Origin of the sequence: Listeria fleischmannii subsp. fleischmannii LU2006-1, assembly GCF_000344175.1 — a bacterium.
Classification (GTDB): Bacteria; Bacillota; Bacilli; order Lactobacillales; family Listeriaceae; genus Listeria; species Listeria fleischmannii.
On the sequence record NZ_ALWW01000028.1, the window covers coordinates 17,507 to 39,139 of the forward strand.

Here is a 21,633-nt window from a genome sequence, read left to right on the forward strand (position 1 = left end):
TCCTATCAATCAGCCATAATTTTTTCGATTAAATCTGGATCAAACTTCTGATTTCGAAGCATTTCGATTTCAAATCGGTAAGGTGGCTTTTTATTATTTTTATCTTCTCCTACATAAGGTGTTTCTAGAATTTTAGGAACAGACATTAAATTGGGGTGATGTACGATATAGTTTAGCGCGTCAAAACCAATATGTCCAAAACCAATATTCGCGTGACGGTCTTTATGTGCCCCACAAACATTTTTGCTGTCATTAATGTGAAGCACTTTTAGACGATCTACACCAATAATTTTATCAAATTCATTTAATACCCCATCAAAATCATTCACAATATCATAACCCGCATCATGCGTATGACAAGTATCAAAAGTGACCGATAAACGTTCATTATGTGTGACTCCGTCTATAATTTGTGCAATTTCATCAAAAGAACGACCGATTTCCGTCCCTTTTCCAGCCATTGTTTCAAGCGCGATTTGAACATCAACTTTTGGATCGATGGCCTCATTTAACCCTTTAATAATTTGCTTAATACCCACTTCAGCACCTTCGCCGACGTGTGCCCCCGGATGAAGCACAATCTGTTTAGCAGAAAGAGCTGCTGTCCGTTCGATTTCTTGACGTAAGAAACTCACGCCAAGTTCAAACGTTTCAGGTTTTACGGCATTTCCAATATTGATGATATACGGAGCATGAACCACAATATCTTGCATATGATGTTCCGCCATATGGGTAAGTCCAGCTTCGATATTTAATTCTTCAATCGGTTTACGTCTAGTATTTTGCGGCGCCCCAGTATAAATCATAAAGGTGTTGGCATTATAAGATGCGGCTTCTTCACTTGCTCCTAGCAACATTTTTTTACCATTCATCGAAACGTGTGAACCAATTTTTAAATTGCTCATTTTTTCCCTCGATTCTTTTTACGATTTTCACGGCGTTTTATTTCCGCCATTTTATAATTAATTTTCTTTTTATAACCAGGCTTACGTTTTTGTTTCGCTTTTTTACGCATGCCGATTTCACGTGGATCTGCTGCTTCTCGCTTAGCTTCCCGTTTAGCGCGTTTGTTTCGATCTTGAATTTCAACAAACTCACCCTTCTTAAGTTCCACATGCTTAAAAATAATCCCTAGTTTTTCTAACTGGTTTAAGCGATCCTCATCAGACGGTTCAAAAATCGTAAGCGCAATACCCGAATGACCAGCACGACCTGTTCGTCCGGTGCGGTGAATGTAAAAGTCATTGTCATCTGGAAGTTCATAATTAATGACATGGCTAATTCCCTGAATATCAATTCCTCTTGCAGCTAAGTCCGTTGCCACAATATACTGGTAATCCATATTTTCAATAGCTTTCATTGTGCGTTTACGTTCACGTGGATTAACATCCCCGTGAATCTTAGCCACTTTTAAACCGCGACTAACAAGGCCCGCATGCACCTCATCTGCAGTTTGCTTCGTATTGGTAAAGACAATAGCGAGAAACGGTTGAAACGTAACAAGACAGTCTTTTAATAAATCCAATTTATTTTTACTTTTTGCCGCAATTAATTCATGTGTGACCGATTTTGATGCAACTACGTTTGGCGTAATATGTTCATAACGCGGATTTTCCATATATTTTTTTAAAAAAGGCTTTAATTTTTGTGGTATGGTAGCGGAAAATACAAGCATCTGCAGCTCTGGAGGCATTTTCCCAGCAATTTGGTCGACATCATTTAAAAAGCCCATATCCAGTGTCATGTCGGCTTCATCAATCACTAATACACTTGCTGTATAAACTTGTAAAGCATTTTCACGAATCATATCATGGATACGTCCAGGCGTTCCTACTACAATTTGTGGCTGTTTTTTCAACTTTTCAATGGCGCGTTTTTTATCCGTACCACCAATGATAAGCTGTGTGCTAATTTCATTTTCGCTATATTTCGTAATTTTTTTAACTTCATTATAAATTTGCGTAGCTAATTCACGACTTGGCGCTGTGATAACAGCCTGAACAGTTGCTTTCTCGGGATTTAATTTTTCAATAATAGGCAGTAAAAAAGTATGTGTTTTTCCCGTTCCTGTTTGTGATTGCCCAATAATACTTTCCCCGCGCATAACGCCTGGAATTAGCTTTTGTTGTACTTCAGTTGGCTCATAAAAACCTAATTTTTCAATCGCAACGTTGATAAAAGGTTGAAAACCAAATTGTTCAAACCTTGTTTTTTTCATATTCATCATTTCACTCCGTTTCAGTTCCTTGTGCCATTATACCATCTACAGCGCATGACCGCGACAAAAAAAATATAGAAAAAGCCATTCTAGCAAAAAAAAAAGATTCTTCGTTATAATAGAATGAGAACTTGCTTCAATTTAGGAGGAAACAGAGGAATGGAAATTATCAAAATCAGCCCTCGTGGTTATTGCTACGGCGTTGTTGATGCGATGGTTATCGCTAAAAATGCCGCACTTGATCCAAATTTACCAAGACCTATTCATATTTTAGGTATGATTGTTCATAATAAACATGTGACAGACGCTTTTGAAGAAGTTGGGATTTTTACAGTAGACGGAGAAAATCGTGAAGCAATCCTCGAAAAAATTGACTCAGGAACGGTTATTTTTACCGCTCACGGCACTTCTCCTCGTGTGAAAGAAATCGCAAAAGAAAAAGGACTTGTGACGATTGATGCCACTTGTCCGGATGTTATGCGCACCTATGACCTCATTTTAGAGAAAAAAGAAGAAGGGTATCATGTCATCTATATTGGCAAAAAAGGACATCCTGAACCAGAAGGCGCATACGGGACAGCCCCCGATATTGTCCACTTAGTCGAAACAGAGGCCGATGTGGATGCATTAAATATCTCCTCTGAAAAGATTTTTGTGACCAATCAAACTACCATGAGTCAGTGGGATGTTCTTGATTTAATGGATTATATTAAGCTCCGTTATCCGCAAGCTGAAAATCATAAGGAGATTTGTATGGCTACTCAAACGCGCCAAGAGGCCGTTGCTGAACAGGCTGTTGGTGCAGATGTCACAATCGTTGTCGGTGACCCTAGAAGTAATAATACTAATCGATTGGCTCAAGTATCCATTGAAAAAGCTGGCGTTCCAGCACATCGCATAGCGGATATTCGCGAACTTGATTTAGAGTGGATTAAAAATGCTAAAAAAGTCGCTTTAACAGCTGGCGCAAGCACGCCAACGCATATTATTCGTGAAGTTTTAGTTTTTTTAGATCAATATGACCCAGAAAACCCTGACACATGGGAAAAACATCATCAAATAAGCGCAGAAGCTATTTTGCCTCGTGCTAAAAAGAAAAACATGGAAGAAAAACGCCGAGCTAGACTCGAACATTTAAAAAATGGCGGACGTTAAAAAGTGATTGGGGAGTTTCCCCAATCGCTTTTAACTTGTAGCAAAACTCAAAGTTTACGCAAAACAAAACACTTCTCAACAAAATCAGACTGCTGACAAATGGTAAGATTCTAGGCAGGGCCGAGTACCGGAGCGGAGCGTACTTGAGTACGTGAGCACCGGAACGGAAGGTCCGAACGACGAAGATTGCCGTTTGTCAGCAGTCTGAAAGAGATTGGGGAGTTTCCCCAATCTCTTTATTTGATTTGTTCTTCAATGATTTTTAACATCATTTCCCTCGTCATTTCATTTGTAAAAGTCAGTTCGTTTGGGGTTCCAAGAAAATCCCCTTTTTTAAACCAACGCCTTAGTTCTGCCTCCCCGAATTCAAGGGAGGCCTTTTTTGTTTCATGTCTTCTCATTGTTTCCTCAAATGTAAGATCAAAATAGCAAACCGTGACATTTCCTTGGAAAAATTGAATGAGGCCTTTTAGCATACGCGCATAAATTTTATTTACGAGAATGCCTTCTAAAATGACATAATCCACTCGATTTTTACCATAACAAGCCATTTCATAAATCAAATCAATTGCAAGGTTATCCTGCTCATCCTTAACAAATAGCATTTCTCGCCTGACGACATCTTGTGAAATCAGTAGCTTCACACCAGGCAAAGTAGTATTTAAATCATGCGCCAAATTTGTTTTCCCACTGCCTGAGTTACCCCGTAATATAATTAATCTCGTTTTCAAAGGATTTACCTATAAAAAAGTAAACGGATCAGTATGGACTTCTGAAACAATAAATTCAGCTTCATATTTTAAATTTTCCGCCCGCTCCTCAAATACATTTTTCAAATAACTTTTCATGACTTTTTCAATATTGTGACCAGCGTCTATGGTTGGTAAATCTATCGCGAGTAAATCGTGACCCGTATGATAGTAAATATCACCCGTTACATAAACATCAGCGCCGCTTCGCTTCACATCATGAATAAATTTATTCCCATCCCCGCCAATAATCGCCACTTTTTTTACTATTTTAGACGGGTCTCCAATGAAACGTACGTGATCAATCGCAAGCGCGCCTTTTAAATCCTCGATGAATGCTTCGATGCTTTTTTCTTTTTTAAGGGTGCCAATCCGGCCAAGTCCCTTTTGTTCTTTTAAATTTTGAAGATGGATTAAATCAATCGCCGGCTCCTCATACGGATGGGCAATTCGCACAGCTTTTAACACTTTATCAGCTACACTATGAGGGACTATCGCCTCTAATTTGACTTCGCCGACAGAGGTTAACTCCCCTTTTTCCCCAATGGTTGGGTTCGCTTTTTTACTTGGTTTAAATTCTCCCGTTCCATATGTTCGGAAGCTGCATTCCTCGTATTCTGCCCCCAATTTGCCGGCCCCATTTTGCATGAGTGCGAGTCTTACGTGTTCTACGCTATCTTCCGGGACGTAAACTGCTATTTTCATATAATTTTCTGTGTGCGTGGGGACAATCCATGTTGTATTTTGAAGCGCGAGAAGTTTTGCTAAAATATCGTTAACACCGCCATCAGCAATATCTAAATTTGTGTGCGCGGCATAAACGATAATATCATGTTTAATTAGTTTGCGAATCATTCGGCCTTCCGTAGTTGTCATATCAATTTTTTTAAGTGGACGAAATAAAAAAGGATGATGGGCGATAATCATATCGACATTTTTACGAACCGCTTCTTCTACTACTTCTTCTAAAACATCTAACGTAAACATGACTTTGCGTACTTTCTTTGATAAATCTCCAATTTGAAGACCTATAGGATCATTTTCCATCGCTAGTTTTTTAGGCGCAATCTCTTCAAGCATAGCTACAAATTCGTATCCATTTGCTACTTTCATCTCAGCACTTCCTCTACTAAACGTATTTTTTCCGTAAGTTCTGTGATTTTTTCGGTATTTTGCTCTGTTTCTTGCCCGTGTTGAATGCCATTTACAATGCGAGCCCAGTTTTCTTTTTCATGTAGCCATTTTGCTTGAAAGACTTCATTTTTTTCAAGTAAAAGAAAAGGACCTAGTAGACGCTCTTTTTCATTATAGGCAATTCTTTCGCTTGTTTTTTCTAAAACAAGAATTTCATAGATTTTATTATCTTCCCTTAAAATCGTTTCGGAAACTAGTTTAAAATGATGCCCCATCGCCCAGTCACGAATTTGCCAAGCTCCTATATTAGGTTGTAAAATAAGTCGTTCGACTGTTTCAAGTTTTTCAGGATTCGCTTCTAAAATAGCTCGAATAAGCATGCCACCCATTCCAGCAATGACAATTGTATCAATAGCATCTTCTGCTTCTATAACAGAAAGGCCATCTCCAAATCGCACATCAATTTGAGCGGTTAATTGGGAATGTTTTACTTGCTCTTTAGCGGATTCAAATGGTCCGCTGGCGACTTCTCCCGCTACTGCAAAGCTAGCTTGACCATTTAAGACTGCAAAACACGGTAAATAAGCGTGGTCACTGCCAATATCGGCAATGCGGCTTCCTTTTGGTATGTAATTTGCCACACATGTGAGGCGCTTGGATAATTTTTGCTCGTTCATTTTGACACTCCCTATAAAAAGGAGGTCGGAACTAGGCGTAGCAAGCCCAGTCCAAACCTCTTACTTTTATTCTAAAAAGTCTTTTAATTGTTTACTTCTACTTGGGTGACGCAGTTTACGAAGTGCTTTTGCCTCGATTTGGCGGATACGTTCACGAGTAACCCCAAACACTCGGCCAACTTCTTCTAATGTGCGTGTGCGACCATCGTCTAATCCAAAACGAAGACGCAGTACATTTTCCTCACGATCAGTTAACGTGTCTAAAACGTCTTCTAACTGTTCTTTTAAGAGTTCATAAGCGGCGTGATCAGACGGTGACGTTGCTTCTTGGTCTTCGATGAAATCACCTAAGTGCGAATCATCTTCTTCCCCGATAGGTGTTTCAAGAGAGACAGGTTCTTGGGCAATTTTTAAAATTTCACGAACTTTTTCAGTTGGTAAATCCATTTCTTCTCCAATTTCTTCTGGAGATGGATCACGTCCTAAATCTTGAAGTAACGAACGTTGTACGCGAATTAATTTATTGATGGTTTCCACCATATGCACGGGAATACGAATCGTACGCGCCTGGTCAGCGATAGCACGGGTAATAGCTTGTCTAATCCACCAAGTGGCATACGTACTGAACTTAAATCCTTTGTTAAAGTCAAACTTTTCAACGGCTTTCATTAAGCCCATGTTTCCTTCTTGAATCAAATCAAGGAAAAGCATGCCACGCCCAACATAACGTTTTGCAATACTAACAACTAGTCGCAAATTGGCTTCTGCAAGCCGGCCTTTTGCTTCTATATCACCCGCTTCAATACGTTTAGCAAGAGCGATTTCTTCATCCGCAGATAATAAGTCCACTCGACCTATTTCTTTTAAATACATACGAACAGGGTCGTTAATTTTAACGCCAGGAGGAACGCTCATATCCGTAAGATCGAACTCTTCAGTTTCTTCTTTTACGAGTTCCGTTTCATCTGGATCCGCATCTTCATCATCGTCCACTACTTCGATTCCAGATTCCCCTAGTTGCTCTAGGTATTCATCCATTTGTTCGGATTCTAATGTGAAGGGAGCTAATCTAGTAGCTACTTGGCTGTAAGTTAAAATACCTGTCTTCTTACCTTCTTCAACAAGACCTTCTTTGGCTTGTTCAATTGTTTCTTGTTTTAATTCTTGCGCTTTTTCACTCATACTGCCTGTTTCCTCCTCCCAAAATACCGCGTGACGACTATACTTAGTCATTACCATCATTTTGCGGTTTTAAAACGTTTCATCATCTGCGAAATCGTAGTCCTTGTTCGCGAGACTCTTTCGAAGTAAGATAACCTCCGTTGATGCTTTTATTGCTCCTTCGTGATCTTGCAGGCGCATCTTTTCATGCACTTCTTGTTCCTTTTGTTTAATTTTTATTTCAAGACGATATTTTTTCATGCTTAAAATATAGTCAGAATAAGCTTCCATTGTTTGTTCTTCAGGTGATTCTATCATTTCAAGACTTGATACAACATTTTTCAAACGCATGTCTGTTAAATAATCCATAAAGCGTGATGCACTTGCTTCATTTCCATCTAAATAGTAGGCAATCAAATGGGTATAAAGAGCTTGAAAATCATCATTGTAAAAACGGCTACTTTCTAAAAGTTGATGAATTTGACTAAAAGCATCTTGGTTTTCAATCATGGCCTTCATCAAATGTTGTTCGGCAACGAAATGTGCCTCACGTCTGCCCTTTTCTTTTGGCATAGTTTGAAAATCATCAAAGCTTTCATCCGGTGGCGGTAACATATTGGAAAAATCATGCGACTCTGTAACACGCGACTTTTGACGCGATAATTCTTGCACCGCGCGCTGCAGTTGCTCTTTTAACGTTGGAATTGTAATATCAAATTCATCAGAAAGTTGCTTTAAATATAATTCTCGCTCCACAGCCTGATCAATTTTACCGATTTCAAAGAGGGCCTCGTCAATGTACGCTAAACGCTCTGTGTCATTTGCCATATTTCGTTTTCGGCTTAAATAGTACAATTTGAAAGCGGTCCAGGTCTGCCTTTCATGCGTATAAAACGTTTGAAATTTATCTGCCCCGTAAGTTCTGATATATTCATCTGGATCCTTACCACTTGGTAGACTGAGAACATAAATTTCAATCTTAGCTTGTGCAAGTAAACTCCCCGCTTTAAAAGCGGCCTCAATTCCAGCACTGTCGCCGTCGTAACAAATAACAGCACGATTTGCCACACGTTTAATTAGCCCAATGTGCTCTTCCGTCAAACTTGTCCCCATCGAGGCAATACCATTTAACAGACCTGCTTCGCTGACCGAAATAACGTCCATAAAGCCTTCTAAAAGAAGCACTTCCTCATATTTCCGAATAGACTGACGACCTTCTGAAAAATGATATAAAAGCTTTCTTTTGTTAAAAATGGGCGTTTCCGGGCTATTTAAATATTTCGGCCCCTCTTCCTGGTTATAAAGCCTCCCTGAAAAGCCGACAAGCTGCCCTCTATCATCCGTAATGGGAAACATAATCCGATTTCTAAAGCGGTCCACGATATCCCCATTATCGCGTTCTGATAAAAGCCCCGCTGCAACTGCTAAATGTAAATCCAAGTCGCGTTTTTCAAAAAACGAAGTTATCGTAGCATGGTGATTAGGCGCAAAACCAATTTGGAAAGTTTGAATTAATTCCTCACTCATTCCACGTTCTTTCAAATAATTTAACGCTTCAAGACCTTCTTCTGTTTCAAGCAACAAATAGTGATATAATTTTGCAGCAAGCTGATGCATTTCTATCATTTTATGCGTTTCGCTAGTTTCTTTTGGCACAGCAGCTGAGTCATCGCTTGCAAGTTGCGGAAGTTCCACATCAAGATGGCTTAATTCAGCCACTTTATGGACTGCCTCCGTAAACGTTAAATGATCATGCTCCATTAAAAAGGAAAATACATTGCCTCCTTTTCCACATCCAAAGCAGTGAAAAATTTGTTTCTCAGGTGAAACAGAAAAAGATGGTGTTTTTTCCCCGTGAAAAGGACATAAACCAATGTAGTTTCGTCCTTGTTTTTTAAGTTGTACATAATGACCAATAATATCGACAATATCCGTCTGATTCCGAATGCGGTCAATCGTTTCTTCAGGAATCCTTCTCATTTTTTATCGTCATCTCCACTTTATTTTCTAAAAAATCGTGAACATTTTGGTAAAAACGATTGCGGTCTTGGTCTGTCATCGCTTTTGGTCCTTTGCTATACTTGCCAAGTTTGCGCTCTTTACGCCGGTCATTTCGCTGCTCAAGCATCATGGTCATTCGTTCTTCTAAATAAAGTTCCCCGCGATTTGAAAAAACATCACATTTTGCAAGCAACATACTAGAAAGTCCAATATCTTGAGTCACAACTAAATCGCCTTTTTGAGCTAAATTGACAATTCGAATATCAGCTGATTCTTTTTCCGTGTCAACATAAATCCAAGTTTCATCTGTCACGGCGCTTCTAAAATGATTATAAGAAGCTACATATAAAACTTCCAGTTGAAATTCTTTCGCAAGCTGATTAATCTCTGCCTTAACGGGACATGCATCTGCATCCACAATAATTTTAGGCAAACGAGTTCCTCCTTTATAGCTTTTGACAAACGAAAAAACGAGCTAAAAACCCGTTTTATACGTCACAATTTTACGTAGCCGCAAAATTGCATTATACGCGTTTTCTTTTTTATTTTCAAGCTGAAAAGTGCGTATACTATATATATTCGCCGTAAAAATTAAAATTCCTTCTTAAATATCAAAATTTTCTTCAGCAATTTGACCAATATGGCTTAAAATTTCATTTGCGGTCTCTTCTACCGCTTTATTCGTCACATCGAGAACAAAACAACCTAATTTATCTGTTAGCTTTTTAAAAAAATTGAAGTTCTTCATCAATGCGATTATCACTGGAATACATCCCATCTCCACTTAGTCCCATCGATATTAAGCGTTCCGAACGAATTTGATTTAATTTTTTCTTATTAATTTTAAGTCCGATTATTTTTTTAGGATCAATTTCGAAAAGCTCTTCCGGAATGCTCGCTTCCGGCACGATAGGAATATTTGTAATTTTTAACCCTTTTAAGGCCAAGTACTGTGATAAAGGTGTTTTTGATGTACGCGAAATGCCAATCAACACGTAATCTGCTTGTAAAATACCGCGCGGATTTCTACCATCATCATTTTCAACAGCAAACTCAATCGCTGCCACCTTGTTAAAATATGCTTCATCAAGTGATCTAACGCGACCTGGCTCTGACAGTGGTTTAATTTTATACGTTTGCTCTAATTGTGCTAAAAGCGGGCCAAAAATATCAATAATCGGGACACCATATGCTTTTGCAGTTTCATTTAATTGTTCACGCACCTCTTCTAAAACAACTGTATGAACAATAATACCATTATTTACTGCTACTAAATCAATAATTTCTTCTATCATTTCAATCGAGTCAACATGATGAAAACGGTGAATAAATTTCGGGGTCTGTCCAAACTGCGCTAAAGCAGCCCGTGTAACAAGTTCAGCAGTTTCACCAGTTGAATCGGAAACGACATAAACGGCTGGTTGAGTCATCAAATTCGTCTCCTTTAAAAAGCAGGAACTTTCCTTTCTTGAAAAATTCCTGCTTCATTTTATATTCTTATTTTACCTGAATTTCGTCCATTTGTGCAAACTCACGAATAAATGTAGAGAGTTCCACAAGAAGTGCTAAGCGGTTTGCTTTTAGTGCTTCATTCTCACTCATGACTAAAGTATTTTCAAAATAATTGTCAATGATAGGTCGAATTTTAGCAAAGCGTTTAAGTCGCTCCACAATCGTCATATTAGGATAATCACGTTTTAATTCTTGCACACTATCAAATAATTCTTTTTCATAGTCATTTTCAAATAGACTTGGGTCAACTGCTTCATGATCTTCATATTTTTTCGCAATATTTGTTACACGTGTAAGCGCCTCAATGGTTGGTCGGAACCAATCGTCGTTTGTGGATTCATTTAATACTTTTGCGCTATCAATGATTTGCGGGATTCGGTTTGGGTCACCACCCACAACAGCTTCAATAATATCTTGGCGAACATCGTGACCGCGCAAAATAACACGTAAACGGTTTTTCATAAAGTTTTGCGCCACTTGATAAACTTCTTCGCTAGGTAGTTCAGAGAAACCTTCTTTTCGTTCAATGCCAACAATTTCAGCTAAAACTTCTGCAAGTGGTAAATTCCATTCATTTGCTTGAATAATTCTCATCACACCAAACGCACTACGACGAAGGCTAAATGGATCCGCAGAACCTGTTGGAATAATATTAATACAGAAGAAACTTATCAGCGTTTCAAGCTTATCTGAGATGGCAAGCAGGCTACCTAAATCAGATTTTGGCAATTCGCCTTCTGCTGAGATTGGCATATAATGTTCACGAATAGCTGTTGCAACCGCTTCGTTTTCACCTTGCAGTCTCGCATATTTTTCTCCCATAATCCCTTGAAGCTCTGGGAATTCACCAACAATATTTGTTACTAAATCAAATTTATAAATATCCGTCACACGATAAATATCTTTTTTCTGCTCCTCATCCCAGCTCAAGTAGTCCGCAATTAGTAAAGCCACTTTTTGGACACGTTTCATTTTTTCAGTAAGCGAACCAAGTTTTTCATGAAAAACAATATTTTTCAGCTTATGAACGGCTTCATCAATCGTCATTTTTAGATCCTCTTGATAGAAGAAATCCGCATCAGACAATCTAGCTCGAAGCACTTTTTCATTACCTTTTTGAACCATATCAAGGTGTTCATGATTCCCGTTTCGAACCGTAATAAAATGCGGTAATAAACGATTTTCCTGGTCAAATACAGGGAAATAGCGCTGATGTTCTTTCATCGTAGTAATAAGAACTTCTTCCGGCAGTTCCAAGTAAGCTTCTTCAAAATCGCCAAATAGTGCTGTCGGATACTCCACAAGATTATTTACTTCTTCGAGTAAATCCGCATCGGCCGGAATATTCCACTTCTGTATGGTTTCGATTTCAGCAATTTGTTCGCGAATCGCTTCTTTCCTTGCATCCGCATCCGCAACTACAAATTGTTCCAAGAGAGCCTTCTCATAATCAGCAGGCGAATGAATAGTGGCATTCTGACCAAGGAAGCGATGCCCACGCGTTTCATTACCCGTTTTGACACCAGCCACCTCAAATGGAATCACTTCCGTACCAAATAGCGCAATCAACCATTTAATAGGGCGAATATAACGTAAATCACAGTCACTCCAATGCATGCTAACCGGAAAAGTCATATCTGTTATAATTTTTTTAAATTCAGGTAGTAAAATCGACGTTTCAAGTCCTTTTACTTCTTTTTTAATATAGATGTATTCAGTGCCTTTTATTTCTTGAAAGCTAAGGTCTTCTGGCGCAACGCCTTGACTTCTGGCAAAGCCTTGTGCGGCTTTTGACCAATCTCCCTTTTCATCAAAAGCGATTTTTTTAGCCGGCCCTTTTGCTTCTTCGATTTGATCTTCTTGTTTTATAGCCACATCTTTTGCTAAAATCGTTAATCGTCTTGGGGAAGAGTATGTTTCAATGTCGGAAACCGCGATTTTTTTCTCCTTAAACCATTCTGTAGCCCGTTCTTTGAGTTGTTTCGCGGAGGCTGTAATATATTTGGCGGGCATTTCTTCAAGCCCGATTTCAAGTAAAAAATCTTTATTCATGAGTTTGTTCCTCCTTTATTAAAGGGAAGCCAAGTTTTTCGCGCTCTTCATAAAATGTTCTAGCAATTCGTCTTGCTAGGTTACGAATTCGTCCAATGTACTGCGCGCGTTCTGTAACAGAAACAACACCTCGTGCGTCTAATAAGTTAAATGTATGCGAACATTTCAAAACATAATCATAGGCCGGGAAAACAAGTCCCTCACCCATTTGATTTCCTGCTTCGCGTTCATACGTATCAAAGAGGGATAATAGCATTTCGGTATTAGATGTCTCAAAAGCATATTTTGAGTTTTCATATTCCGCTTGATAGAAAATATCTCGATAAGAAATGCCCTCTGTCCATTCTAAATCAAATACGTTTTCTCTATCTTGGATATAGCTTGCTAAACGTTCTAAGCCGTATGTGATTTCTGACGTTACAGGCGAACACTCTAAACCACCTACTTGTTGAAAATAAGTGAATTGTGTAATTTCCATACCATCAAGCCATACTTCCCAGCCTAGTCCCGCGCAACCAAGTGATGGATTTTCCCAATTGTCTTCCACAAAACGAATATCATGTTCTAGTGGATTAATCCCTAATTTTTCAAGTGAGCCAAGATAAAGCTCTTGAATATTATCAGGGGAAGGTTTCATCACAACCTGAAATTGATGGTGCTGAAACAAACGGTTAGGATTCTCTCCGTAACGTCCGTCAGCTGGACGCCTAGATGGTTCCACGTAACCTGCTTTCCACGGCTCTGGCCCGATTGCTTTTAGGAATGTGTACGGGCTCATTGTGCCGGCACCTTTTTCAACATCATACGATTGCAACATGATACAGCCTTGTTCTGACCAATAATCTTGTAATGTGCGAATCATTTTTTGTAAATTCATTTTTTAGCACCTCCAAAGTTTTACGGCCATATAAAAACTCTCGTCTCTATATGCCATGACAACATATAGGGACGAGAGTTATCTCGCGGTTCCACCCTACTTGGAATTTTAAAATTCCCACCTTGATTTCGTCTGTACTCCGAAACGCCTTTCAAAACAAGATTTCACTCGGCTCCCACCTGCCCGAATTCGCTATATAAAGAGCTTGTTTTTACTTTTTTTCATCTACGTACCTATTTAAATCTTATTTACAAGATACTTCATTTTTAGCACTTTGTCAATTGTCATCTTTTTCTCGTAAAACATCATCCCACTTTGACATATCGCGTAAAAAGCGTTTACTTTTTAAAAATAAACCTGTTTTTTCCTCATAATACGTATCGATTGTTTTTTCAAGAAGAGCTTTCGTTTCTGGTTTCACATTAATGTCCCCTAAGCGATCTAATTTAAAAATATAAAATAAACGTAAAAGTTTAACGACATTTTCCGGTAAATGTAAACGATAAGGATCTTTTTCAAAGCAGCGATGACAAACTAATCCATCTGCATGAGTGGAAAAGTCAAAATGACCAGAAGTAGCTCCGCAAATTGCGCATTTGTCCATTACAGGATAAAGCCCAAGCACATTCAGCATTTTCATTTCAAAAATGTGCACTAAAATTTGGGCGTCATAGCCTTCATCAATATCATTTAAAATTTGAAAGACTAGTTCATATAAATAGCCGTTTGGTTTTCGCTCTTCGGTCGCCTTATCAAGTAATTCACATGTATAAGCAGCATAGGCTGTCAAAAAAATATCTGTTTGAATATCAGAGAAATTATGAATTAAATCCCCCTGCTGTAATGTAACAAGTCCTTTATTTCCAAAAAAGGTATAACTTCCTTGTGTAAAAGGTTGTGTAACAGCAGCTAGGCGACTTTGTCCTTTTTTAGCCCCACGCGCAACCATGCCGATTTTACCAAATTCACGTGTATATAGCACAACAATTTTATCTGATTCACGGTAATTACTCGCGCGTAAGACAATCCCTTCACATTTTTCCACAAAGAACACCTCCCTAAAGTTTTATTATACACGAAAAAACCCTTAATCGGATAGCTTCTTATCCTAAATTAAAGTATAACGAATTGATATGTGAAGTATATTCTATTTCTCTTGCACATCAAGTTTTAGTTCTCTAAATTGGTGAGAGATGTTACAATGAAATTAGCATATAAAAAGGAGAAACGTCTATGATTTATTCGGTTATCATTGGGTTGGTTAGTTTTATATCGTTTGCATGCCTTATTACAGGTGTCGCATTCTTACTTTTAAAGAAAAAGAAGTTAATGGGTATTTTGTTTACAAGTATTGGTGGATCTGTCTTTCTGATTAGCTGTTTGGCACTTTTCGCTGCATTTCTTTTTTATGTGAGCGAGCAAACCACGAGTGACGCGAATATTGAGAGTGACTATAGTGAAAGTTATGATGATGAATATAGTGACGAAGATTATACGGAACTTTCGTTTAATGAAGAAGGAAAATCAACGGAAGATGCGACTGTTATGGTGAAGAAGCCAACCATTTATAAGGTTGATGAACGCGGTATTGAAAAATACTATAAAGTGGATGTCAAAATGCGAAATGACAGTAAAGAACCGATTTATGTGTCTGCAAAGGATTTTTATTTATTCCAGTATGATGCAGATGATTACGCGGATGTGGAGAAAAAAGACTATTTCCATGAAAAAATTGATCCTGGAAAATCGGTTAGTTTTTCAATTTACTATGAATATTTAGGCGATGTAGGATATTTAGAAATGGAATATGATAATTTAATATGGAACTAAAAAACAGCGGAAACCTCCGCTGTTTTTTTTAATATTCCTCTTGATTAAATCCGTAATCCTGTAAATAATGCTCTTTGTCGCGCCAATTTTTTTGGACTTTAACCCAGAGTTCTAGAAATACTTTAGAACCCATTAATAATTCAATTTCTTTTCGAGCACGCATACCAATTTGTTTCAGCATTTGGCCTTGCTTTCCGATAATAATCCCTTTTTGTGTGCTACGTTCCACTATAATGGTCGCCATAATGGTTAATTTTTCTGTTTTAGGATTTTTTTCAATCCCTTCAATCACAACAGCTACTGAATGCGGCACTTCCTCGCGAGTGAGTTGTAAAACTTGCTCACGAATAAGCTCAGAGATAATAAAACGCTCAGGGTGATCAGTGATTTGGTCTTTTGGATAATACATTGGACCTTCATCTAAGTAATTTTTTGTTTCAGCAAGTAAATTAGGCACTTCTTCGCCTTCTAATGCGGAAATAGGGATAATTTCGGCAAAATCGAGTAGATCCTTATACTGTTCAATGAGTTCAACAAGCCTCTCTTTTGAAACTAAATCAATTTTATTTATAAGTAAGAAAACAGGTGTCTCGACATTCTTTAATTTTTCAATGATAAATTCATCCCCGCGCCCAAAGCCAGATTCCGCATCAATCACAAAATAAATTAAATCCACTTCACGAAATGTATTCAGTGCAACTTTCACCATAAAATCGCCTAATTTATGCTTTGGCTTATGAATGCCAGGTGTATCAATAAAGACAACTTGCGCATCATCTTCTGTATAAACCCCTTGCACTTTATTTCGTGTTGTTTGGGCCTTGTCGCTCATAATAGCAATTTTTTGACCTATAATTTGGTTTAAAAGGGTAGACTTTCCTACATTCGGGCGCCCAACAATCGCTACAAAACCAGATTTAAACGTATCGCTCATGATCCATATCTCCACTCGTAAAGGCTCCGGGAAGTAACGTTTCAACAGTCACTGTAACGGCATCGCCCTTTAAATTTGTTAATACTACTGGCATATCCTTGTCACAAAATTCACTAATGACTTGGCGACATGCCCCGCATGGTGAAACTGGACCGTCTGTATCCGCTACAACAACCAGTTTTTTAAAATTCGTTTTACCTTCTGATACAGCTTTAAAAATAGCGGTTCTCTCCGCACAATTAGTTAGCCCAAAAGAAGCATTTTCAATATTACAACCTAAAACGACTTCATCGCTATCTGTTACAAGAGAGGCTCCAACAGGAAATTTGGAATACGGCACATACGCATACTCACGCGCACGTTTAGCCTGCTCAATAAAATTACTTTCTTTCATATACTAAACTCCTATCTATCAATTTATAGCTAACACATATGGTATAAAAATAATAAGTCCGATAATAAAAGACATTAGGGAGGCAATCAAAACGGCGCCTGCTGCCACGTCTTTTGCTTTTTTGGCTTCGGGTAAAAATTCGGTGGTCACTGTATCCACTGCTCGTTCAATCGCGGTGTTAACCATTTCAAGAATGATAACAATGAAGATGCAAATGAGAAGAATAAGCCACTCACTTTTTGTCACTTGAAATCCGCCGGCACAGGCTAAGACGACAAGTGCAACAATAAGGTGAATCTTCATATTGCGCTCTTCGGCAATTGCCGTTTTTATCCCTGTAAAAGCATGTTTAAAGGAATCGAATAAATGACGACTGCGCTTATATTTTCTATCTTTGTAACCCATAAGCATCCAACATTTCTTTTTGAAGTCCGAACATTTCTTTTTCATCTTCTGTTGTCATATGGTCGTATCCGAGTAGATGAAGTAGTCCATGTACGGCTAAAAATCCAAGTTCACGGTCAAAATCATGCCCGTATTCATGCGCTTGCTCTTTTGCTCGTTCAATGGAGATGATAATATCGCCAATATTTCGCGGCATTCCTTCTTCTTGTATGATGTCCATTTCACCCTCACCTAGCTCCTCTAAGGCAAAGGAGATAACATCGGTTGGTTGATCTTTCCCGCGGTAGTCGCGATTTATTTCCTGAATACGAGCGTTATCCGTTAATGTGACAGACATTTCAATGCTTCCTGAAAGTTTTAAGTACGAAACAGCAAACTCTAAAATATCACGAATAAATGCTTGTTCTCTTTCTGATACTTGCTCTGTTTCATCAAATAAATCGAGTTCAAAATCGTTCATTTAGTTTCCCCTTTCGAATCATCTGGATATTGAATCCGCTGATGATAAATGCCGTTTAATGTGCGTTTTAAAGTTTCGCGAATGATTTCAATTTCCTTAAGCGAAATGTCACACTCGGTAAACTGCCCATCTAAAATACGTTCGCGAATAATCCCATCAATAATTGTGCTTATCTTCTCTTTTGTTGGCATCTCGCAAGAACGAACTGCCGCCTCCACACTATCAGCAATATTAATGATGGCGATTTCCTTCGTCGGCGGTTTCGGTCCGCTATAACGAAATTCACTTTCAAGTATTTCCGGATTCGCTTCTTTTTCTTTAAAATAAAAATATTTTAAGACTGTTGTCCCGTGATGCATACGTGCAATATCAATAATTGGCTGTGGCATATGATTTTCCTTTAAAATATCCGCCCCGTCTTTTGTATGCGCTAAAATAATATCGCGACTTTGCTTCGGCGTCAACCGGTCATGTGGATTAATGCCATGTAGTTGATTTTCAACAAAAAATGGCGGTCTAAGCGTTTTACCAATGTCATGATAGAAACATCCTACTCGTACAAGAAGACTATTAGCCCCAATTTCATCTGCACAGCTTTCTGCTAAATTCGCAACCATCATGCTATGGTGATAGGTTCCAGGCGCTTTCATCAAAATTTTCTTTAAAAGTGGATGGTTAGGATTTGCAAGCTCAATTAAGCGACTTGTCGTTAAAAGACCAAACATCGTTTCAAAAAGCGGAATTAAAGCGAGTCCTAGCATAAAGGAACCAATGCCTCCAATAAACGCATAAAAAATGACTTGTAAAGCATTTAAACTAAATAAAATAGAGTTATTAATGGCAAGTAATAAAATAGCATAAATGACATTCATCGCACCTACAATAAGACCCGTTTGAAAAATCATAATTCGGCGGCTATAATCTTTTAATGCTACAACCCCCGTTAAACCACTTAAGAGAATAAAGGCGACCATAAGAACATTCATAATACTTGTTGTATCAGACTCAAATATAAATAGACTTGTTACCCCGACCACAATAACACCAAAAAAGGCATAGCGCTCGTTTAATAAAATTTTTAAAATAATCGGCATAAAAGCAGCAGGGAAAATAAAGGCTATATTCATGAGATTAGCACTCTCAAGAAAGCGAATCACTAAGAGAAATACGAGCGTCGTTACATACACACTTGTAAAAATAAGCATCGTCTGCTGGCGCTTTTTAGGCGGATATTTTCTTTTTTTCGTATAAAAATAAAGTAGTAAAAATAGTGCTAGAATTAAAAAAGCATATCCCGCATATTGTTTAATGGGCATTTTTTGATTAATTAAATTTAATAAATCCAGTTGCCGATACGTTTCACGGTCAATAATTTGTCCTTCTTGAACAATAACTTGTCCTTGAAGTATTTTTTCAGGAACCACATTTTCAGCCGCTTCTTTTTTACGTGCTTTTGTTTGTTCAGCATCTACAGTTTCATTCGGAATAATAGCATTCGTCACGAGCGATTTAGCTGTCGTTTTATAACGAGATGGCATCTGTGAGAGTTCAATATCATCACGCGCTTGAACTTTTTTAGTATTTAAATTAGTCTCGCGAATTCGACTTTCCATCGTTTCTTCTACCTCTGTAATCACCTGATCTTGTATCGCTTTTAAATCAGTCTGAGAGGCATTTAATAGATTTATAAAAGTGGCATCCGATACATTTTCCGTTATATTTCCCGCATGATCCCCAACCAGCTTACTTTTAAAAGAAGCTAATTTACTCGCATCCGTAATTTTCTTTGGCGCTGCCGCATTATTTTCATCTGCTTTCTTTTTTAGCTTTTTTCTCAGCGCTTGCTGTTTCGGTACGTACTTCATCAATGTAATCGAAAATTGATTGCATAAAAGCAACTTGATTCTCTGCCGTTTCACGATTAAACACATAGACATCTTCTATTTCTTCACTTGCTTTCCGTTTCTCCTCCGCCGTTTTCTTCGTATCTACAACAGTTTGCGGAGAACGTATAGTTTTTTCAGAAACCGAAAATAATTTTGCTTGGTAAGATTCTGGTTTAGTCACCTGAATGAGCAAAACATACGCTGAAAGAAAAAGGACTGCAATGATTAGTGGGATAAAAAGCTTTTCTTTATTTTTGCTATAAACGTCTTGCCACTTTTGCTTCACCAATATCTCAGCCCTTCTCCATTAAATTCGTTCATATGCTTTGATAATTTCTGCTACAAGCGGGTGTCTGACAACATCATGATGTTCAAAATAAACAAAGCCGATATTTTTCACATCACTTAAAACTTGTTCCGCATTAACTAACCCGCTCATGGCACCTTTTGGTAAGTCGATTTGTGTCATATCCCCGTTTACAATCATCTTAGAATCATAACCTAAGCGCGTTAAAAACATTTTCATTTGGGCAATCGTTGTGTTTTGTGCCTCATCTAAAATAACAAAAGCGTTATCAAGTGTACGTCCACGCATATAGGCAAGCGGCGCAATTTCAATTACCCCACGGTCCATCAGGCGAGTTGTATGTTCGACACCAAAAATATCGTAGAGGGCATCGTACACGGGACGCAAATATGGGTCTACTTTTTCTTTTAAATCACCAGGTAAAAATCCCAGACTCTCGCCTGCTTCTACCGCAGGGCGAGTTAGAATGATTTTACTTACCTTTCCTTTTTTCCAAGCATCAACAGCCATCACAACAGCCAAGTATGTCTTCCCTGTTCCTGCTGGGCCGACGCCGAACACGATGTCATATTTACGAACCATTTGCATATATTTGCGCTGTCCGAATGTTTTGGGACGAATTGGTTTTCCTTGCGCATTTTTGGTAATTTCGTCATCAAATAAAGTCGGAAAGTACTCAAGCGTACCGCCTTTTTCCATTTTTATCGCTTGGGCAACATCACGCCCGTCAATGTGTACGCCTTTTTTTAGCACATCAATAAGCGCCAAAATAACATGTTTTGCTTGTAAAACCGCTTCCTCGTTCCCCGTTATCGAAACGTCTCCTCCGCGTGTCACGATTTTTACTTGCAAGGAATCTTCTAAAATATCGATGTTAGCGTCATTGTTTCCGAATAAATCGCGTCCATCCGTCATTTCATTTAATTCAATGATTTCATTGTAGGACTCATTTTGCATGCTTTAACCCCTTATCGTTTATACTAAATTTCTCTCTTTTATTATACACGAAAACGCATCATATTAAAAACTGAACCTTTTCTAACATGCGATTTGCGGATGATACAAAAAAAGGCTAGCAAAATTGCTAGCCTTTTTAACTTTTATGAAAGATATTTTTTAACAAAGTTATTCACTGCATTTCCGTCAGCTTTGCCTTTTACTTTAGGCATAATTTTACCCATCACTTTACCAAAATCGGCTTTTGATGTGGCGCCAACTTCTGCAATCGTTACTTTAACAATTTCTTCAAGCTCATCGTCTGTCAATTGTTTTGGAGAATAGTGTTCTACAATAACAATTTCAGCGCGAACTTTTTCAGCTAAATCTTCTCGTCCAGCTTTTTCAAACTCAGACAAAGAATCTCGGCGCTGTTTCATTTCACGAGAGAGAACAGTGATTTCATCATCTTCGGAAAGAGTTCCACCTTGATTAATCGCTTCATTTTGTAAAGCAGCTTTTAACATACGAATGACAGAAAGTTTTTCTTTCTCTTTATTTCGCATAGCTTGCTTCATATCTTCATTCAAATTGTCAAGCAGTGTCAACGATATCATCGCCTTTAAAATTAGAATTTACGTTTTCTTGCTGCCTCTGATTTTTTCTTACGTTTTACGCTTGGTTTTTCATAAAATTCGCGCTTTCTAGATTCCTGCAAAGTTCCACTTTTGGAAACAGTACGTTTAAAGCGACGAAGAGCATCTTCAAGCGATTCGTTTTTACGAACTACTGTTTTTGACATCTCTCTTTCCCTCCCTCCGACACTTACATGGACTAGTGAAAGTCCTTATAAGGCTTCAGAATGCTAGCGAACTGTTAGCGAGATTCTGAAAGCATAACAGGATAAGCATTCACTCACTTAAAATTATATATAAACCTGTTTTT

22 protein-coding genes and 1 pseudogene are annotated in these 21,633 nt (G+C 38.2%); 2 read left to right on the forward strand and 21 right to left on the reverse strand.

What is annotated here, in order from left to right; all coding sequences use genetic code 11:
• Window positions 1–5 precede the first annotated feature (5 nt).
• Together LFLEISCH_RS09255 and LFLEISCH_RS09260 are read right to left on the reverse strand one after the other, a co-directional pair.
• A complete protein-coding gene (locus tag LFLEISCH_RS09255; protein WP_007475752.1) occupies window positions 6–905 on the reverse strand; it encodes a deoxyribonuclease IV in 900 nt (299 codons plus the stop codon).
• Window positions 902–2,218 carry a DEAD/DEAH box helicase gene (locus tag LFLEISCH_RS09260; protein ID WP_007475754.1) on the reverse strand — a complete coding sequence of 439 codons (1,317 nt, stop codon included), beginning with the start codon at window positions 2,216–2,218 and terminating at the stop codon, window positions 902–904. The genes LFLEISCH_RS09255 and LFLEISCH_RS09260 overlap by 4 nt, the downstream gene beginning before the upstream one ends.
• A 159-nt stretch (window positions 2,219–2,377) precedes the next feature.
• Here LFLEISCH_RS09260 and LFLEISCH_RS09265 point away from each other — a divergent pair, with 159 nt between their 5' ends.
• A complete protein-coding gene (locus LFLEISCH_RS09265) occupies window positions 2,378–3,373 on the forward strand; it encodes a 4-hydroxy-3-methylbut-2-enyl diphosphate reductase (RefSeq protein ID WP_007475756.1) in 996 nt (331 codons plus the stop codon).
• Between the two features lie 236 nt (window positions 3,374–3,609).
• Here LFLEISCH_RS09265 and LFLEISCH_RS09270 read toward each other — a convergent pair whose 3' ends face one another.
• The 10 genes and pseudogenes from LFLEISCH_RS09270 to recO all read right to left on the reverse strand — a co-directional run bounded on the left by LFLEISCH_RS09270 (window position 3,610) and on the right by recO (window position 14,581).
• Window positions 3,610–4,104 (reverse strand): P-loop NTPase family protein, encoded by a 495-nt coding sequence (locus LFLEISCH_RS09270; RefSeq protein ID WP_223196428.1) that lies wholly within the window; start codon window positions 4,102–4,104, stop codon window positions 3,610–3,612.
• Between the two features lie 9 nt (window positions 4,105–4,113).
• Window positions 4,114–5,235 (reverse strand): Nif3-like dinuclear metal center hexameric protein, encoded by a 1,122-nt coding sequence (locus tag LFLEISCH_RS09275; protein ID WP_007475759.1) that lies wholly within the window; start codon window positions 5,233–5,235, stop codon window positions 4,114–4,116.
• Window positions 5,232–5,933: a tRNA (adenine(22)-N(1))-methyltransferase gene (locus LFLEISCH_RS09280; protein WP_007475761.1), complete on the reverse strand. Its 702-nt coding sequence runs from the start codon at window positions 5,931–5,933 to the stop codon at window positions 5,232–5,234. The genes LFLEISCH_RS09275 and LFLEISCH_RS09280 overlap by 4 nt, the downstream gene beginning before the upstream one ends.
• A gap of 66 nt (window positions 5,934–5,999) precedes the next feature.
• Window positions 6,000–7,115: an RNA polymerase sigma factor RpoD gene (gene rpoD, locus LFLEISCH_RS09285; RefSeq protein ID WP_007475763.1), complete on the reverse strand. Its 1,116-nt coding sequence runs from the start codon at window positions 7,113–7,115 to the stop codon at window positions 6,000–6,002.
• Between the two features lie 69 nt (window positions 7,116–7,184).
• Complete coding sequence (gene dnaG / locus LFLEISCH_RS09290) at window positions 7,185–9,074, reverse strand: DNA primase (protein WP_007475765.1); 1,890 nt, start codon at window positions 9,072–9,074, stop codon at window positions 7,185–7,187.
• Window positions 9,058–9,528, reverse strand: a complete 471-nt coding sequence (locus tag LFLEISCH_RS09295) for a YaiI/YqxD family protein (RefSeq protein WP_007475766.1) — start codon at window positions 9,526–9,528, stop codon at window positions 9,058–9,060. Before LFLEISCH_RS09295 ends, dnaG begins: the two co-directional genes overlap by 17 nt.
• A gap of 171 nt (window positions 9,529–9,699) precedes the next feature.
• Window positions 9,700–10,525 (reverse strand): annotated as a pseudogene (locus tag LFLEISCH_RS09300) (pyruvate, water dikinase regulatory protein).
• A 67-nt stretch (window positions 10,526–10,592) separates the two neighbouring features.
• The gene (gene glyS / locus LFLEISCH_RS09305; RefSeq protein WP_007475768.1) at window positions 10,593–12,659 is read right to left on the reverse strand and encodes a glycine--tRNA ligase subunit beta; all 2,067 of its coding nucleotides are present in this window, start codon (window positions 12,657–12,659) and stop codon (window positions 10,593–10,595) included.
• Window positions 12,652–13,536 (reverse strand): glycine--tRNA ligase subunit alpha, encoded by an 885-nt coding sequence (gene glyQ, locus LFLEISCH_RS09310; RefSeq protein WP_007475769.1) that lies wholly within the window; start codon window positions 13,534–13,536, stop codon window positions 12,652–12,654. Before glyQ ends, glyS begins: the two co-directional genes overlap by 8 nt.
• A gap of 277 nt (window positions 13,537–13,813) precedes the next feature.
• The gene (gene recO / locus LFLEISCH_RS09315) at window positions 13,814–14,581 is read right to left on the reverse strand and encodes a DNA repair protein RecO (protein WP_007475770.1); all 768 of its coding nucleotides are present in this window, start codon (window positions 14,579–14,581) and stop codon (window positions 13,814–13,816) included.
• A gap of 188 nt (window positions 14,582–14,769) precedes the next feature.
• Between recO and LFLEISCH_RS09320 the strand changes: the two genes are divergently transcribed.
• Window positions 14,770–15,366 carry a DUF4352 domain-containing protein gene (locus LFLEISCH_RS09320; protein ID WP_007475771.1) on the forward strand — a complete coding sequence of 199 codons (597 nt, stop codon included), beginning with the start codon at window positions 14,770–14,772 and terminating at the stop codon, window positions 15,364–15,366.
• A gap of 28 nt (window positions 15,367–15,394) precedes the next feature.
• Here LFLEISCH_RS09320 and era read toward each other — a convergent pair whose 3' ends face one another.
• From era to rpsU, 9 genes are all read right to left on the reverse strand, one after another.
• On the reverse strand, window positions 15,395–16,300 hold the full coding sequence (gene era, locus LFLEISCH_RS09325; RefSeq protein ID WP_007475772.1) for a GTPase Era: 906 nt from the start codon (window positions 16,298–16,300) through the stop codon (window positions 15,395–15,397).
• Window positions 16,284–16,694 (reverse strand): cytidine deaminase, encoded by a 411-nt coding sequence (locus tag LFLEISCH_RS09330; RefSeq protein WP_007475773.1) that lies wholly within the window; start codon window positions 16,692–16,694, stop codon window positions 16,284–16,286. The genes era and LFLEISCH_RS09330 overlap by 17 nt, the downstream gene beginning before the upstream one ends.
• Window positions 16,695–16,712: 18 nt before the next feature.
• The gene (locus tag LFLEISCH_RS09335) at window positions 16,713–17,105 is read right to left on the reverse strand and encodes a diacylglycerol kinase family protein (protein ID WP_040504827.1); all 393 of its coding nucleotides are present in this window, start codon (window positions 17,103–17,105) and stop codon (window positions 16,713–16,715) included.
• Window positions 17,083–17,559, reverse strand: a complete 477-nt coding sequence (gene ybeY / locus LFLEISCH_RS09340) for an rRNA maturation RNase YbeY (protein WP_007475775.1) — start codon at window positions 17,557–17,559, stop codon at window positions 17,083–17,085. Before ybeY ends, LFLEISCH_RS09335 begins: the two co-directional genes overlap by 23 nt.
• The gene (locus tag LFLEISCH_RS09345) at window positions 17,556–19,424 is read right to left on the reverse strand and encodes an HD family phosphohydrolase (RefSeq protein ID WP_007475777.1); all 1,869 of its coding nucleotides are present in this window, start codon (window positions 19,422–19,424) and stop codon (window positions 17,556–17,558) included. The genes ybeY and LFLEISCH_RS09345 overlap by 4 nt, the downstream gene beginning before the upstream one ends.
• Window positions 19,366–19,731, reverse strand: a complete 366-nt coding sequence (locus tag LFLEISCH_RS16195) for a hypothetical protein (RefSeq protein ID WP_277619598.1) — start codon at window positions 19,729–19,731, stop codon at window positions 19,366–19,368. Before LFLEISCH_RS16195 ends, LFLEISCH_RS09345 begins: the two co-directional genes overlap by 59 nt.
• A 21-nt stretch (window positions 19,732–19,752) precedes the next feature.
• Window positions 19,753–20,709: a PhoH family protein gene (locus LFLEISCH_RS09350; RefSeq protein WP_007475781.1), complete on the reverse strand. Its 957-nt coding sequence runs from the start codon at window positions 20,707–20,709 to the stop codon at window positions 19,753–19,755.
• A gap of 143 nt (window positions 20,710–20,852) precedes the next feature.
• A complete protein-coding gene (locus tag LFLEISCH_RS09355) occupies window positions 20,853–21,296 on the reverse strand; it encodes a GatB/YqeY domain-containing protein (RefSeq protein ID WP_007475782.1) in 444 nt (147 codons plus the stop codon).
• A 20-nt stretch (window positions 21,297–21,316) separates the two neighbouring features.
• Entirely contained in the window at window positions 21,317–21,490 is a 174-nt protein-coding gene (rpsU, locus tag LFLEISCH_RS09360) for a 30S ribosomal protein S21 (protein ID WP_003719762.1), read from the reverse strand.
• Window positions 21,491–21,633: the final 143 nt, after the last annotated feature.